Here is a 15,998-nt window from a genome sequence, read left to right as displayed (position 1 = left end):
ACCTGGAGACGGATAAGGACAATTCGGAACACAATTATCACAGCTGATAACAATATCAAACATGATGCGGAGTTTGTCGGCGTGCCACCGAGGCTGAGGCGCCTCGACCGTGATCGGAGTCGCCGAAGCGGGCAAGGAGGTCAGGTTGTGTCCGTTCCGACTCGTCGCCGGCCCCGTTTGGCGGGGCAGTGCTTCGGCGGTGCTAAGGGCTGCGCGCTCGAGGAAATGGGAAAGACGACGTATCTCGCCCGCGAAGGAGAGCGGCTCCTCCAGTGCCGCATATCGTCGCCTGCAGACATCGGTTGCCAGCGTGTGATGTTATAGGTGCGCTCGGCGAGGTTACGCGGCGGACAGGGAATGAATTCTGCTGGTTACAATGCGACGCCCGTCAGCACGTTGACCTTTTATATCCGCATAGCCTCAATTGGGCACTTCTTAGGTTTATGCGTCTGCACAGAGCGATATCCGAACTCGCGGCCTAGAGCGCTGCGATAGGCGGTCTCGGGGGGGTGATCCGTCGGCGACTGGTCAGCCGAGCAACTCGCCACCATATTCAGGTATATGCTCGCAACGACGTCGTTGTGGGCGCTGCCAGCCAGCTCGCCCGCCGATCCCTAATCGCCCTTTTGGGCGCCGAACCGTTCATAGCCCGTCTTATACTTTGCTCTGGCCATTCCCATGACATCTAACGCTCACGCGTTGCCAAAAGTCGTCCGAGTTTCCGAGGGTCTGCGGTCTCCAAGAACCGTGCCTGGTAAGGAGTCACCGATTAACGAAGTTATCCACCAGTGCGTTGAACTCGTCGGGACGTTCCCATTGTGCCCAGTGGCCGCATTTGGAGAAGATGTGCATGTCGGCATTGGGGATGAGCTTGCGCAGGATGAACCCGGCGTCGAGCGGTAGGACGCGATCTTCGGCGCCCCAGACGATGAGGGTCGGGCTTGCGAGCCTTTCGAGCCCCTGTTTCCAGAGATGGTCCTTGGGGTGCGCCATCAAGGTGCGCAGGGGCGGATTGGCGACCGTCTCGGGCAGCGAGGCGATCCTGAGGCGTTCCTCCAGCAACTCCGATGTGATCGATGAGCGGTCGTAAACCAGCAGGTCGGTGACCCGCGCGAGCTTTTCGAGCGTCGGTCCCTCCCCGCCATAGAAGTCGAGCATGCGCTGCAACCCTTCTGTCGGGAACGGCGACAAGGTCGGCAGACCGCCACCCGGCCCCATCAGGATCAGCTTGTCGACCCGCTCGGGGGTGTCGAGCGCCAAGCGCAGGGACGTCATGCCGCCCAGCGAGTTACCCACCAGGCTGGCAGTTTCTATGCCGGCATGGTCCATGACATCGCGCACCGAATTGGCGAGCGCGACGATGAGGCCGTCAGGCTGAGCGCGCGGCGCGGACTGGCCATAACCTGGCAGGTCAAGGACGATGACCCGGTTGCGCCGCGAGAGCGGGCCGATATTCTTTCGATAATTGCTGTAGCCATAGGCGCCCGGACCACCGCCGTGGATCAGGATGATGGCCGGTCCTTCGCCCCAGCTATCCCAGCTATGGTAGTGGACGCGGCCATCGGCGGCATCGGCGAACCGGCTTTCGGGCGCCAGGGTATCGGTCATTATCGTCTCCAGATGTAATGGGGTATGAAGGTGAGGTTCGCCGGGACCGCCCTCAGGCTGCCGGTTCGGCAAGCATTTGGCCGTATCTGTCGCGGATCGCCTTCTTGTCGATCTTGCCAGTGGCTGTGAGCGGGACTGTGTCGATGATGATGCGGTCGGGCATCCACCATTTGACGATGCGAGGTTCCAGCCAACTGCGCATCGCCGCGTCCGACACCGATCCTTCTTCCAGGGGTTCGACGAGCATGATCGGGCGTTCCTCCCATTTGGGATGATGCACCCCGGCCACGGCAGCCACCTTCACGCCTGGACACCCGGCCGCGATATTTTCCAGATCGATCGAGCTGATCCATTCGCCGCCCGATTTGATCACGTCTTTCTTGCGGTCGGTGATCCGCATGAAGCCGAACCGGTCGATGGTGGAGATGTCGCCGGTGTCGAACCAGCCTTCGCTATCGGTTGCCGAAGCTTCGGTGCGATAATAGCGCTCCAGCACCCAGGGTCCGCGCACCATCAAGGCACCCGATGCTTCGCCGTCATGCGGCAGGTTATTGCCGTCCTCATCGACGATCTTCATCGCGATACCGAACATCATCCGGCCTTGCCGGGTCCAGATGGTTTCGTTCTCCTCGTCCTTGCCCAACGCGGCCAGCGCGGGCGTGGGCGTGGAGACGACGCCGAGCGGGCTGGTCTCGGTCATGCCCCAGATCTGCTGCACCACGACGCCGAGCTTGTCGAACGCCACCGCCATGTCGCGCGGCACGGCCGAACCGCCAATGATCACCCGTTGCAGGCTGCCCGGCGTCTCGCCGGTTCGCGCCAGATGATCGAGATACAGCGTCCAGATCGTCGGCACGCCGCCCGAGAAGGTGACGCCTTCGCTCGTTATGAGTTGCTGCAGGCTGGCGCCGTCGAACCTGTCGCAGGGGAAGACGAACTTCACACCGTTGATCGCACCCGCAAAGGGCAGACCCCAGGCGGTCGCGTGATAGAGCGACTGGCACGGCATGACCACGTCGAAGGCGGAGAAGTTGAGCGCGCCGCTCAGGCCCGCCGCCAGCCCGTGCAGCACGACCGAACGGTGCGAGTAGAGCACCCCCTTGGGATCGCCCGTCGTCCCCGACGTATAACACAGGAACGCGCCCGCATTCTCGTCGAGCCGGGGCCAGGCAAAGTCTCCGGCCTCACCGGCGATCAGGCGCTCATAGCAGCCCCAACCATCGATCGCGCGCTCAGCATCGCTCAGCACGACATAATGCTCGACCGTCTCCAGCCGGTCGCGGATCCGATCAACGATCTCGACCATGTTGCGATCGAGCAGCAGTACTTTGCTGCCGGCATGGTTGATGGTGAAGACGAGATGGTCGTCGGGCAGGCGCGGGTTGGCGGTATGCAGCACCGCGCCTATGCCCGGCACCGCGAAGAACAGCTCGAAATGCCGGTGCGTGTTCCAGGCGAGCGAACTTACGCGGTCGCCAGCCACCACGCCCAATCGGAGAAGCGCATGGGCCGCTTGCGCCGCGCGCGTCCAGGCCCCCGCATAATCATAGCGCCATATCGGCTCATCGACATTTTTCGACACGATCTCCCGGTCGCAATGCGCCGCAGCCGCAAAACGCAGGATGTCGGCGATATTGAGTGGGGCATTCTGCATCAGTCCCGGAAGCACGTCTGTCTCCTCGATCATTCAGACGGCCTGGAACTCGTGGCCCCATTCGCTGATGCGGTCGTGGATCACCGGCTCCCAGCTTTCCTCGTCATCAATCCGCAGGCCGCCATAGCCTACCTCCATCATGAATTTGGAAGGCGTGTGCGCATAGAAGGACACGATCTTGTCGTTCGAATGCTGGCCCAGCGTGAGTCCGATACCGATCCCGGCCGCCTGCACGCGTTCATACGCCCTTTCGACATCCTCCAGCTTGTTCATCTCAAGCTCGAAGTGGTGGAGTTTGCTGTCTCCTCCGAGCCCTTCGGCAAAGGCAATCGAATGGTGTCGCGGGCTGGTGTGCAGGAACGAGGCGTGCATCGTGCTGCCGTCGGGCAGTGGCTGATAGATATAGTCGGAAAGCTGCGCGAACAGCGCTTCGCGCATGAACTTCTCGTCGCCCTTGTGATCGGTTGAGTTGAAGGCGACATGACCGAGCCCCTGATCGCCCGTCACGAAACCATGCGGCACCTTGTCGGAAACGAACGGGGAGCCCGCATCTTCCAGGCCCAGCGCGATCTCGTGCCGCGCTCCGACAGGTCCTACGAAATGGAAAAACCGGTCAACGCCCCGCAATCGGGCGGACGCATCGTCGCCATCATGCGTGGGGATACCAAGGCTTTCAAGATGCGAGCGCAGGTGGTCGAAGCTCGTTTGGCTCCCCGCATCCCAGCCGACGCAGGCGATGTCGTCGGTCGATCCTTCCAGAAAGTGGAAGCGCCGGGCCTTCTCGTCAATACGGCAGAACAATCCGTTATCCGACCGCTCGATGCCAAGACCGATCAATCCCGCATAACGCTCCCAGGCATCAAGATCCGATACCGCAAAACCAAAATAAGCTGTCCTGATCGACATAATCTCTCTCCAAAAGCTGTGTCGAACGCGAAGGGCCCCCGACAATGATGTCGTTGCAGCGCCAGCCATCCAAAGCAGACTGGTCGAGAGCCGCGCCGGCTTCTGTCAGACAACTCACATTTCGATATGTTCGTCTTAGCGTCGCTCCAGGCCGGAGGCACTAAGCGAGGCCGTCAAAACATATCGGAAACCCGCCATTAGCGGTGCCATCACATCCGTTTGGCGGGTTTCCAATAGAATTTGGCTGGATGCTGGGATGGCAGACGATCTGCATTCGATAGGGTTCTGCTCATGAGGCTTAGCTAGAACCGAGTGGTGTCCCGGCGCTTCGAATGTGGAGCGGGCTGCGGGTCACTCTGAATCACCGACCAATAGTGAGAGGATGAACGATTATGACGAGTGCTTCGGTCCGGCCTGTGATGGATAGCGAGAGTGGCGCGGACGCCTCATCCAACTTTCTAAAGCAGATCGACGAGATCGTCCCGATCCTGAAAGCCAATGCCGCCGAGACGGAAAAATTGCGGCGTCTGTCAGATGTGTCCATTCAGGCTTTGACCGGCGCGGGCGTTTTCCGGGCGGGCATGCCCAAGCGCTGGGGCGGAACGGAAATCGATCCCGTAACCTGGTATGAAGCCGTCGTCCGCATCGGTACTGCCTGTCCTTCTTCTGCCTGGATTGCCGGGGTCGTTGGCGGTCATTCATGGCATGCCGCGATGTTCCCGGATGAAGCGCAGCATGATTTATGGGCGAAGGGCGAAGATGTGCGGATTGCCACGTCCTTTGCGCCGACGGGCAAGGTCGAGCGCGTCAAAGGTGGCTTCCAGTTGAGCGGGCGCTGGAAATTCCTGAGCGGCGTCGATCATTCGGAATGGATTATCGTGGGCGGGATCGTGCCCGATGACGGGAACGGCCCCGAATATAGGAGCTTCATGCTGCCGGCGAGCGGGTTCGCGATCGATCAGGACAGCTGGCAAGTCGAAGGGTTGCAGGGGACGGGCAGCAAGGAAGTCGATATTGACTGCTTCGTTCCTGAATATCGGACGCAGACCATTGAGGAAGTGTACAACGGCACCGAGCCGGGCAAGGTGCTGAATACCGGACCGATTTTTCAACTGCCCTGGCTTTCCAGATTTTCCTACGCCGTGGCGATGCCGGCGGTCGGCGCACTGCAAGGTGCGATCGATGCCTTCATCGAAGACAATCGCAGCCGGGTCTCTGCCTTGACTCACAAGGCCGCCGCCGAAAACACGACACTGCATGTCCGCCTAGCCGAAGCATCGATCATTGCCCGCGATACACGCGCGCGGATCGTCACGACCTGGAGTGACATGTACGAAACGGTGAAGGCGGGCGGCCAGATTTCCGCCGAAGCCAGGGTCCGTTGCCGGTTTGAAGGCGCCTATGCGGTGGCGCAGTGTCTGGACGCTGCGATGAAGATATTCCAGATCAGTGGCGGCGGCGTGATGGACAAGAGCAAGCCGTTCCAGCGCTATCTCCGCGACATCATGGGCATGCGGAACCATCCGTTCAATGTCTACGAGACCTGGGCGCCGCTTCACTCCTCCGCGCTGTTGGGATCGCCGCCAGCGCCGCCGCTCATGCGCCACAGCATGGGATGTCTCCTCTGAGGAAAGGCTGATCGGGTCTGGCCATGGCTACGGATTGAACTGTCAATGAGCGAGCTTCATCTGAAGGGCAATGTCGCGCTGATAACCGGAGCCTCGGGCGGCATCGGCGCTACCGTCGCGCGATATGTCGCGGATGCCGGCGCAACAGTCGTCGCGACGTATGCGGACGCGGCGGATGCGATGCAGTCATTGTCGCGCGAAATTGGCGAGGCAGGCGGTGCGTGCCACGCCGAGCAACTCGACCAGCGTTCGCCTGAGAGCATAAGCGCGCTGGTGGAGGTCATCCGGCAGCGGCATGGCCGGCTCGACATTCTGGTCAATAATGCGGCCTGGAACGTCGCTGTGCCGTTTGGCGATCTGGACGCGCTTTCGGTCGATATCTGGGACCGAATCCTCGAAACCAACTTGCGCGGCCCCTTCCTGCTGGCGCAGGCGTGCGCGCCTCTATTGAAGGCCGATGGTGGTGGGCATGTCGTGAACATCTCGTCGATCGGCGGCATCACGCCCATCGGCAGCAGCATTGCCTATGCGTGCAGCAAGGCGGGGCTCAATCACCTGACGCGCTGTCTGGCGGTCGCTCTTGCTCCGGATGTCGCGGTGAATTGCATCGCGTCGGGCCTGGTCGAGAACACGCGCATGGCAGACCGCGCCATGGATGCCGACGCCCAGAAAGCCGCTCGGGCGGGGACATTGTTGGGAACGGGTGCAACTCCCGAGGACATTGCCGCCCAGCTTCTCGCCTTCCTTAGGTCGAGGTCGATCACCGGACAGACCATCGCAGTCGATGGGGGGGTGGCTGGCGCGATGCGTTAAGCGCTCCCCGAAATCACACGATAATTACGAACAGAGGATCGGAAAATGGCGAAAACGGACGAGGAGTTCGACTATCAGGACGGCGACATTACCTGCAAGGGGCGCCTTGTGCTTCCGTCAGGTAATGATCCGCGCCCCGGCGTGGTCGTGTTTCCTGACATTATGGGCATTGGCGAACATTCCCTTGGCCGAGCGCACCGCCTGGCCGAGGAATTGGGCTATGTCGCATTGGTAGCGGACGTTTATGGCAACGGGATCTTTCCTGGTTTCCCCGATGCGCAGGATGTTGTCGCCTCGTGGATTTCGAAACCTCGCGATCTCGCCCGGCGCGCGGCGGCGGCGCTGAATGCCCTAAAACGCCACCCGCGCTGCAACGGCCATCTGGGTGCCATCGGCTTCTGCTTTGGCGGTGCGACCGTTCTTGCACTCGCACGCTCGGGCAACAGCGATCTTCGCGCGGGCGTGAGCTTTCATGGCGTACTGGCCACGCCGGAGGCTGCGGCGCCAGGCGCGGTAAGCGCAAAGCTGCTGGTCTGTCATGGTGCCGATGATCCCTTTGCGGGGGAAGCTCCGCTGATGGGATTGGGTGGCGACGTGAAATCAAAAACGCTTGGCGAGTTTCTTGAGGAAATGTCGGCCGCCGGCGTTGATTGCCAGGTCATCGCCTATGCCGGGATCGTCCACGCCTTCACCATACCGCATGCCGACCAGTTCGGCACCGAAGGCGCGAAATATGACGAGGTCGCCGATGCGCGATCATGGAAGGCAATGGCCAGCTTTTTCAATGAGGTCCTTTGAATAAGCCGCGGTGGCAGTCGACCGACAAATCTCACTAAATCAGATATATAGCCCGGCATGATCGATGTCCGGCTAGCAAAATTGGGGAGAGGGAACATGAAAACTTACCGTTCAGGCTTGGCATCGAACTGTGTCCGAGTTCTTGGAATTGCGCTATGGGCAAGCGCCAGTCCATCGTTCGCTCAAGATACGACAGCCGCTGGGCAGGAAACAGTCGACCAAACAGGTGTCGGCCTCGGAGACATTGTCGTCACCGCTCAGCGACGCGAACAGAATCTTCAGAATGTCCCGATCGCAGTCAACTCGTTCAATGCGGAAGCAGTGGAAACGCGCCGCATCACCGACATTCAGAGTCTGAGCACCAGCGTTCCAAGTCTGAGCATCAACTCTCTGTCCAAATCGCGCATGAATCCGTCGCTGCGTGGCGGGTCATCATCCCTGGCTTCAGCCGGAGCAGAGCAGGCCGTTGGCCTCTTCATCGATGACCAGTATTTCGGTGGCGCGGGCGACTTCGAGATCGATCTATTCGACATTGAGCGCATTGAGGTTCTTCGCGGACCGCAGGGTACGCTGTTCGGACGAAATACTACCGGCGGCAGCATCAACGTCGTGACACGCCGTCCCACTCAGACAATGGAAGGCAAGGTCGAGGCCACGATCGGCAATTATGATGCGATCGAGGCGCGCGGCTACGTCTCCGGGCCGCTGGCCGGCAATCTCTACGGCTCGATTGCTTTTTCCTCACGTGAACGGGACGGCACCTCGTTGAACCGGACCACCGGAAATCATATCGAGGACACCAATCGGACGTCCTTCCGCGGCAAGCTTCTGTGGGAAGCCAGCCCGGACTTCGATATAACCGCGACGGTCGGTTATAGCCGCGCAAACGAACTTGGTGGCGCCCGCGATGCAATCTTTCCGAACGTACCCGTCACAAACCAGGATTTGATCGATCTCGGCTTTGTGCCCGACAATGATCCGCGCGTTGTCCAGCAGTTCAGTGACGGCGGATATAAGAGCCGCCAATGGACGGGAAACTTGCGGGCCGAATACAAGCTTCCCAACGCATCGCTGCTTTCGGTTACAACCTATCGGAATTTCAAGAGTCACGAAGTCGGGGCTTCGCTCATCGGTACGCCTTCACCGACGTTTGAGCTGGCGGAGCCTCGGTCCGTCGAATCCTTCTCGCAGGAACTGCGTTACACGTCGACTTATGACGGACCCTTTAACTGGGTAGGGGGACTTTATTTCTTCTCGTCCGACGAGAGGCGTAATATCGACGTTCTTTCGGCATGGGATGAGCAGACATATACCGGCGTCTTGCAATCGGCCACCTTTTGTCCACTTCAGGATCCTACGGATTTCGAAAATGGGATCGTCACGCCTGCCTGCATCGCCACCTTCCCGGGGCTATTCGGCCCGAACCGCTCATTCGTGAATGAACGGAATCGCACGACGAGTTACTCGGCTTATGCCGATGGCAATTTCGAACTGTTCGACGGTTTTACGCTGCTTGGCGGCCTGCGCTATACCCACGACAAGAAGCGGTTCAACGCGACAACCGGGGGCGATCCGGAGTTTTTCTGGAATCCGCCAGTGTCGGCTGACATCAACCCTGCGACCGGTCTGCCCTTCACCGGCCAGACCGTTGCGAACAGCAAAAGCTGGGAAAAGCTGACCTATCGCGTCGGGTTTCAGTACAAGCCGACCAGGAACATCATGATCTACGGCACCCGCGCCACCGGCTTTCGCAGCGGTGTTTTCGACGCGGCCCAGTCCGATGCCGTATTGGTCGGGCAACCCGTGAACCCCGAAACGGCGACCAGTCACGAACTGGGATTCAAGAGCCGCTGGCTGAATAACCGGCTGCAATTGAATGTCGCGGCGTTCAATGTCGAATATACCGACCTGCAGTTCTTTTTCACATCAGGCGGCTCGTCTCTCACAACCAATGCTGGCAAGGCGCGGGTGCGCGGTATCGAAGTGGAGGCGGTTGCCGCTGTGACGGACTTTCTCACTCTTTCGGCCAATTACAGTCATCAGGACGGCACATCCTCGGGCATCCCCGCCGCAGCCGAAATCGCACCGGGCACGCCGCCGCAAGGGACGATCCCCAACACCTATATGATAGCAGCCGACTTCGAATATCCCTTCGGCAATGGCGATAGCTTCATCGCCCATGTCGATTTCACCCATAAGGATCCTTATGGCTTGGAATTCAACGATGCCCCGCAGTTTGTGTCGAGAACAAAATCACTCGTGAATGCCAGCCTCGGATACAAGCTGTCGTCCGGATGGGAGTTCTCGATCTGGGGGCAGAATTTGACGAACGAAAATATCGTCATTTACGGCAACGACTTCTGGTTCGCTTCATACAGCTTGGGGGCTGCGCTGGCTAATCCGGAGGTTTTCGGAGCGTCACAGCCCCGCTATGCGGCACCACGGACTTATGGCGCCACCATCCGGTACAATTTCTGAGAGCAGTGGCAAAAGGGCGGGGCAAATAGCGGTAATATTGACCGCGACTTGCCCTGGCCCATCGAATGAACAGCTTACGGAGCGATACGACGATGCCAGGCACAAGCATGAAGCTCAATCACCTCAGCTTTCCGTCCAACGATGGCCTGGCGACGGCTGAGTTCTTTATGACGTATCTGGGTTTTACCCTGTCGGCGGAGGTTGGAGGCTCCTATGTCCTCAAATATCCGGGATTCGATGTGGTGATCGATAAGGCCGAGGGGTATACGCCCGATTGGCCACAAAATTTTCATATTGGTTTCGAACTGCCCAGCGTCGAAGCCGTCCGTGATATGCATGACCGCTTCAAGGCTGACGGCGTCCATATGGAAACTGGCGTCTTCAACAACGACAGGGGCTCGCGCTTCTTCTGCCGTGCGCCCGGCGGTGTGATGTTCGAGATCAATACCCGCGTCGACGCCGCTCCCGAATATCAGGGGACCTTCGACAACTGAGTTCGGCTAGATCGCTCAAGTGCCTGTTCATGATCGGATCGGCAACGCGAGGTAGAGCGAGGTATATCAATGTGTCTGTCTAATATCGGTCAATGCTCGGTCAAGAACTTCATCGGCGGCTTTCCCACGGTCTTACGAAACATCTCTGTAAACGCACTTGGGCTGTCATAGCCAAGAAAGTAAGCAATGGTCTGGACGGCTTCGCCCTCGCCGAGACGTTGAAGCGCCAGCAGGATGTGGAGCTGACGCCGCCAAACACCGAAGCTCATCCCCGTTTCCTGCAAAAAAGTCCGCTGGAATGTGCGTTCGCTCATCCCGATTGCTTTGGCCCATTCGGAAACCGTCCTCCTTTCGGAAGGGTCAACAATCAAGGCGTCGGCAACCCTTCGCAGCTTTGGGTGCTCAGGCATCGCCACCTGTCGAGGGCCGACTGGTGTTCGCGCGAGCTGGTCGATGAGCGCCCTGGTCAGACGGGCATGGGGACCATTGACATTGATGCGTTCCGGCAGGTTCGACATCTCGAATATCAACTCTCGCATCAATGGCGGGACATTCAAGGCCCGGGTGCCTGAAAATGGCAGATCCAGGAAAGAGGATTTGAGATACAGGCAATGCAGCTCGACTTCGCCCGTGCTGCTCATGCAATGTTCTACGCCAGCCGGTATCCATATCGCGCTTTGCGGCGATACCAGCCAGCGGCTTTTTCCGACATCGAATGTCGCCATGCCCCGAACAACCAGAAGAAGCTGAGCCTCATCATGGCTGTGGAGATCCTCCGTGTAACCAACGGCTACAAGGCGCTTTGCGGAAATTGCTTCGACCTGACGCTTTCGTCCTTCGATAACAACATTCCTGGTAGTGATTGTCTCCTGTAGACTCATGGTCCCTGCATGATCCTCTCACCCTCCTGTTGTAATTCACTCAATCTCATTTCGTGAAATAGCTCAGTATTCCTTCCAGATGTTCGGCCGAAAAGGCTTGCGCCTTCTCGATATTTCTCGCGATGACCGCTTCGAAGATATTCTTGTGCTCCTCATCAACCGTTCTGAGGACAGGGGCCGCACGCTTGAACGTCACCCGCCTGTATCGGGCGGTGTGTTCGTAAAGATCCCGATATAGCTGGAGAAGACGAGGCGATTCACACGCCGAAACAACGGCCATGTGGAATTGGTCGTTCTTTTCGTCCCAGATCGAGTCCAGACGAGAAATTTCTTCCTCGCCGTCCCGCGCGATCGCCGCCGCGAGACGCTTTTCGACATGCTGAAGCTCGTGATAGGCGCCGACAACCGCGCTTTCCCATGCGTCGCCGCCGAAGCTGATCGAGCGGGCAATGGCCGCGCCTTCGAGCAACTTGCGAATGAAGATCAGATCCTGAAGATCGTCCTGCGAGACCGGCGCTACTCGAAACCCCTTCCGGCCTTCCTGCGTTACGAGCGCATTTCCCGCAAGCTGGGTGAGCGCCTCGCGAACAGTGCTCAGACTTGTGCCATATTTGTTCTTGAGCGCTATGGTGGACAGTTTCGAGCCAGGCGCAAGCATCCCGGACTGAATGTCGGCTCGGATCTGTTCATATGTCCGCTCGGAAAGCGTCTTGGCGTCCACCTCGGCCACGATACGGCCCGGCAACCGGATGCCATTTCTATCAGCCCGGCCTGAAGTAATACCGAACGCAACATCATCGGCCATGAAACCGAAACTCCCTCTCCACTTGCATGCGCAGCGCGCGATTTTCGCATCACTGTCTTGATCCATGCTGGCGTGCGATCTTGCTGATCCGACCCGGCATGTCGATTTATCGATAACATCCATCTGAATCGATAGATTGTCAATCCATGGGCGCCCGCCAGCATCTGGATGGCGCCCTTAGCAAGAGGCAATGTCACCCGATGATAGTCCGCTCAAAGCCGCTTTCAGCTTTCCCCATCGAATGCGGGACTCAGACCGTCTCAACCCATAAACGCCGCGCAATTTGCTCTGATGTTTGCGTGAGCTTTCGAAGCAGGGCGTCGTGGGATTTCTCAAACTTCCGCTGATCGATGCTTGAGACGGATAGAGCCAGCGTAGCGGAGCGATCGGGTTGCAAGATGGGGACAGCCAGGCAGCAAAGATCGGGAGCGATCTCGCGATCGTCGATTGCATAGCCCGAGGCTCTGACGGTTTGCAGATGTTCGCGAAGCGCGTCCGGATCAACGATAGTATTTTGCGTCAAGCGCACGAAAGGTCCGCCGGACAAATAGCGTTGCCGGTCCGCCTCGGACAGATAGGCAAGCAGCACCTTGCCAATGCCGGAACAATAGGATTCGAGCTGCATGTCTTCGCGGGTGAGCAAGCCGTCGTCGACACGCCCTTCCTTGACCAGGTAGGTCGTCATGTCTCCTTCCAGGACGCCCAGATGGACGGTATGCCCCACCGATTTGGCAAGTTTCCGTATCAGTGGTCGTGCAATTTCCGCATGAATGTGATGAGGATCGACCGATGCCAGCATATGTAAAATCCGGGGCCCGGCGACATAATGGCCTCGTCGACACGCGCGCAATTGGCCAAATTCCTCAAGAGACTTGACTATACGGTAGACAGTCGCGCGCTTGAGGTTGAGCTGTCGCCCGATTTCATGCGCCGGTCTGCGCCCTTGATCGAGAATGATGCACTCGAGGAGGTCCAGCGAGCGATCGAGCGAGTTTAGCCTGGGTGTACCTTGTCTCATTTCGTGAGTTATACGGAGTAAAGCGTGATTGAGCCAGCGCAGACTCCTTATTACGTCGACTAGCGATATCTTGTTTAGGAGTGACGATGGTGAACACATCCATCTGGAACGATCTGGCCGCGCGGCTTCGCGAGGCATATGCCGGTCAGGCAATTCCCCCGATGCGCGATGACCTCGATCCCCGTGATGTAGAAGCAGCCTATGCCATCCAGGCTATCAACACGCGCTTTTGGGAAGCGGCGGGACGCCGGATTATCGGGCGCAAGGTCGGGCTGACAGCGAAGGCGGTGCAGCAGCAACTCGGCGTCGATCAGCCGGATTTCGGTGTCCTGTTCGAGGATATGGAATTGCCTGATGGCGATGCACTGCCATCAGGCAGGCTACTCCAACCGAAAGCGGAAGCCGAGGTCGCGTTTGTCATTGGCGACGATTTTCCAGCCCACACCGTTACCCGCGAGGAGCTTGCGGCGGCGGTCGAGAGCGTGGTTGCAGCCATCGAGATCGTCGACAGCCGGATCGCGGACTGGAAAATCACCTTCGCCGACACCGTCGCCGATAACGGTTCTTCCGCGATGTTCGTTCTTGGCAAGGACCGCAAGCCGCTTGCCGGGCTGGACCTTTGGACATGCGGCATGGCGCTGGAAGTCAACGGCGCCGTGGCCTCGCTCGGTGCCGGTGTGGCCTGCCTCGGTCATCCGCTGAACGCGGCGACCTGGCTGGCCAACACGCTGGCCGAACGCGGCGAGCCGCTGCGCAAGGGCGATGTCGTGCTGACGGGCGCGCTCGGCCCCATGGTGGCGCTGCAGCCGGGCGACAGCGTGAAGGCCACAATTGGCGGGCTCGGCTCCGTCGGTTTCACTTACGAAAGCTAGGATTATGGGCACGAAGACGAAAGTCGCGATCATCGGCTCGGGCAATATTGGCACCGACCTGATGATCAAGGTCATGAGACTGTCCGACACGCTAGAGATGGCCGCGTTCGTGGGCATCGATCCCGAATCCGACGGGCTGAAGCGGGCCCGGCGCATGGGCGTGCCAATCACGCCCGGGGGCGTGGAAGGCCTGATCGCCATGCCGGAATTTTCTGAGATCGAGATCGTGTTCGATGCGACGTCGGCCGGGGCGCACAAGCATCACGATTCGCTGCTGCGCGCGGCGGGCAAGCGCGTGATCGACCTGACGCCTGCGGCCATCGGCCCCTATACGATCCCGCCCGTCAACGGCAGCGCCAATCTCGACGCGCCCAACGTCAACATGGTCACCTGCGGCGGCCAGGCGACCATTCCTATAGTGCATGCGATCAACCGCGTCGCCAAAGTGCATTACGGCGAGATCGTCGCGTCCATCGCGTCCAAGAGCGCCGGGCCCGGCACCCGCGCCAATATCGACGAGTTCACCGAAACCACCAGCCAGGCAATCGTCGATGTCGGCGGAGCGACGCGGGGCAAGGCGATCATCGTGCTGAACCCGGCCGAACCGCCGCTGATTATGCGCGATACCGTCTATTGCCTGTGCGAGGACGGCGATCAGGCGTTAATCGCGCAATCGGTCAAGGACATGGTCGCCCAGGTGCAGACTTATGTTCCCGGCTATCGGCTGAAGCAGGAGGTCCAGTTCGAGCATATCGGTTCGAACCAGCCGCTACGCATTCCCGAGATGAACGGCGAGTTCACCGGGCTCAAGGTCTCCGTCTTCCTCGAAGTGGAGGGCGCGGCCCACTATCTCCCGGCCTATGCCGGCAATCTCGACATCATGACGTCGGCGGCGCTCAGGACCGCCGAACGCATGGCGGCCAGAATGCATGAAGGAAGCGCGGCATGAGCTTCGATCCGACCACCACCAAGCTCTATATCCAGGATGTCACCCTGCGCGACGGGATGCACGCCATCCGCCACCAGTACGGGTTGGACCACGTCCAGGCGATCGCCAGGGCGCTTGACCGGGCGAAAGTCGATGCCATCGAAGTCGCGCATGGAGACGGGCTGTCGGGTTCCTCGTTCAACTACGGCTTCGGCGCCCATACCGATTGGGACTGGATCGGCGCGGTGGCCGAGGTGCTCGAACATGCCGTCCTTACTACCCTGCTGCTGCCTGGCATCGGCACGATTCATGATCTCAAGCATGCCTATGAGCTGGGCGTGCGCTCGGTGCGGGTCGCCACCCATTGCACCGAAGCTGATGTCGCCAGGCAGCATATCGAATACGCGTGCGGGCTTGGTATGGACGTGTCGGGCTTCCTGATGATGAGCCATATGTCGCCGCCCGACGCGCTCGCCGGCCAGGCCAAGCTGATGGAAAGCTATGGCGCGCATTGCGTCTATGTCACCGACAGCGGCGGGGCCATGTCGATGGACGATTATGCCGCGCGGCTCCAGGCCTATGACCGGGTGCTCAAGCCGGAGACGCAGCGCGGCGTGCACGCGCACCACAACCTTTCGCTGGGCGTCGCCAACAGCATTGTCGCGGTGCAGAACGGCGCGATCCGGGTCGATGCCTCGCTGGCGGGCATGGGCGCGGGAGCGGGTAACGCGCCGCTCGAAGTATTCATCGCGGCCGCCGACCGGATGGGTTGGAACCATGGCACCGATCTCTACGCGCTCATGGATGCGGCGGAAGAACTGGTGCGTCCGCTGCAGGACCGCCCGGTACGGGTTGACCGCGAAACGCTGACGTTGGGCTATGCCGGCGTTTATTCCAGCTTCCTGCGTCATGCAGAGAAGGCGAGTGTGGAATATGGCGTCGATACCCGCGCGATTCTGGTCGAACTTGGTAAACGCAAAATGGTCGGTGGCCAGGAAGACATGATTGTCGATGTCGCACTTGATATGACGGCCAGGAAATCGTGATGAGTTCGGAAATTCCGGAAGGGCACATCGCCCATATAAAAATAGACGAACGTTACTTTCGCCGTGTCC

14 protein-coding genes and 2 pseudogenes are annotated in these 15,998 nt (G+C 59.6%); 9 read left to right on the top strand and 7 right to left on the bottom strand.

Annotation, left to right across the window (positions count from 1 at the left end):
* Positions 1-61 precede the first annotated feature (61 nt).
* Positions 62-210, top strand: a pseudogene (locus tag HUK73_RS26785) (alcohol dehydrogenase); the annotation flags it as partial.
* 552 nt (positions 211-762) lie between these two features.
* Here the strand turns inward: HUK73_RS26785 and HUK73_RS13850 are convergent.
* From HUK73_RS13850 to HUK73_RS13840, 3 genes are read right to left on the bottom strand one after another with little or no spacing between them, the layout of a single operon-like run.
* On the bottom strand, positions 763-1,608 hold the full coding sequence (locus tag HUK73_RS13850) for an alpha/beta fold hydrolase (RefSeq protein ID WP_176592420.1): 846 nt from the start codon (positions 1,606-1,608) through the stop codon (positions 763-765).
* Positions 1,609-1,660: 52 nt separating this feature from the next.
* Positions 1,661-3,295: a long-chain fatty acid--CoA ligase gene (locus tag HUK73_RS13845; RefSeq protein ID WP_218036458.1), complete on the bottom strand. Its 1,635-nt coding sequence runs from the start codon at positions 3,293-3,295 to the stop codon at positions 1,661-1,663.
* Positions 3,296-4,168 (bottom strand): VOC family protein, encoded by an 873-nt coding sequence (locus HUK73_RS13840; RefSeq protein WP_176592419.1) that lies wholly within the window; start codon positions 4,166-4,168, stop codon positions 3,296-3,298.
* A gap of 392 nt (positions 4,169-4,560) precedes the next feature.
* Between HUK73_RS13840 and HUK73_RS13835 the strand changes: the two genes are divergently transcribed.
* From HUK73_RS13835 to HUK73_RS13815, 5 genes are all read left to right on the top strand, one after another.
* Positions 4,561-5,796 carry a hypothetical protein gene (locus HUK73_RS13835; RefSeq protein WP_176592418.1) on the top strand — a complete coding sequence of 412 codons (1,236 nt, stop codon included), beginning with the start codon at positions 4,561-4,563 and terminating at the stop codon, positions 5,794-5,796.
* Positions 5,797-5,841: 45 nt separating this feature from the next.
* Positions 5,842-6,609: an SDR family NAD(P)-dependent oxidoreductase gene (locus HUK73_RS13830; protein WP_176592417.1), complete on the top strand. Its 768-nt coding sequence runs from the start codon at positions 5,842-5,844 to the stop codon at positions 6,607-6,609.
* Between the two features lie 45 nt (positions 6,610-6,654).
* Positions 6,655-7,407 (top strand): dienelactone hydrolase family protein, encoded by a 753-nt coding sequence (locus HUK73_RS13825; protein WP_176592416.1) that lies wholly within the window; start codon positions 6,655-6,657, stop codon positions 7,405-7,407.
* A gap of 96 nt (positions 7,408-7,503) precedes the next feature.
* Positions 7,504-9,885, top strand: coding sequence for a TonB-dependent receptor (locus tag HUK73_RS13820; protein WP_176592415.1), 2,382 nt, complete (start codon positions 7,504-7,506; stop codon positions 9,883-9,885).
* A gap of 107 nt (positions 9,886-9,992) precedes the next feature.
* The gene (locus HUK73_RS13815; protein ID WP_176592414.1) at positions 9,993-10,379 is read left to right on the top strand and encodes a VOC family protein; all 387 of its coding nucleotides are present in this window, start codon (positions 9,993-9,995) and stop codon (positions 10,377-10,379) included.
* 89 nt (positions 10,380-10,468) lie between these two features.
* On the opposite strand, the gene HUK73_RS13810 is transcribed toward HUK73_RS13815, so the two are convergent.
* The 4 genes and pseudogenes from HUK73_RS13810 to HUK73_RS27165 all read right to left on the bottom strand — a co-directional run.
* Positions 10,469-11,260, bottom strand: a complete 792-nt coding sequence (locus HUK73_RS13810) for a helix-turn-helix domain-containing protein (protein WP_176592413.1) — start codon at positions 11,258-11,260, stop codon at positions 10,469-10,471.
* 46 nt (positions 11,261-11,306) lie between these two features.
* Entirely contained in the window at positions 11,307-12,188 is an 882-nt protein-coding gene (locus HUK73_RS13805; protein ID WP_176592412.1) for a GntR family transcriptional regulator, read from the bottom strand.
* Between the two features lie 127 nt (positions 12,189-12,315).
* Positions 12,316-12,864: an IclR family transcriptional regulator gene (locus HUK73_RS13800; protein WP_255326284.1), complete on the bottom strand. Its 549-nt coding sequence runs from the start codon at positions 12,862-12,864 to the stop codon at positions 12,316-12,318.
* Positions 12,865-12,921: 57 nt separating this feature from the next.
* Positions 12,922-13,083: pseudogene (locus HUK73_RS27165) on the bottom strand (helix-turn-helix domain-containing protein); the annotation flags it as partial.
* Between the two features lie 161 nt (positions 13,084-13,244).
* On the opposite strand from HUK73_RS27165, the gene HUK73_RS13795 reads away from it, so the two are divergent.
* The 3 genes from HUK73_RS13795 to dmpG are packed head-to-tail and all read left to right on the top strand — an operon-like array spanning position 13,245 to position 15,929.
* Positions 13,245-13,955 carry a 2-keto-4-pentenoate hydratase gene (locus tag HUK73_RS13795; protein ID WP_304413754.1) on the top strand — a complete coding sequence of 237 codons (711 nt, stop codon included), beginning with the start codon at positions 13,245-13,247 and terminating at the stop codon, positions 13,953-13,955.
* A gap of 4 nt (positions 13,956-13,959) precedes the next feature.
* The gene (locus HUK73_RS13790; RefSeq protein WP_176592409.1) at positions 13,960-14,904 is read left to right on the top strand and encodes an acetaldehyde dehydrogenase (acetylating); all 945 of its coding nucleotides are present in this window, start codon (positions 13,960-13,962) and stop codon (positions 14,902-14,904) included.
* Positions 14,901-15,929, top strand: a complete 1,029-nt coding sequence (dmpG, locus tag HUK73_RS13785; protein ID WP_176592408.1) for a 4-hydroxy-2-oxovalerate aldolase — start codon at positions 14,901-14,903, stop codon at positions 15,927-15,929. The genes HUK73_RS13790 and dmpG overlap by 4 nt, the downstream gene beginning before the upstream one ends.
* Positions 15,930-15,998: the final 69 nt, after the last annotated feature.

Source organism: Sphingobium sp. EM0848, from assembly GCF_013375555.1.
GTDB lineage: Bacteria > Pseudomonadota > Alphaproteobacteria > Sphingomonadales > Sphingomonadaceae > Sphingobium.
This window is presented reverse-complemented; position numbering and strand designations above follow the sequence as displayed.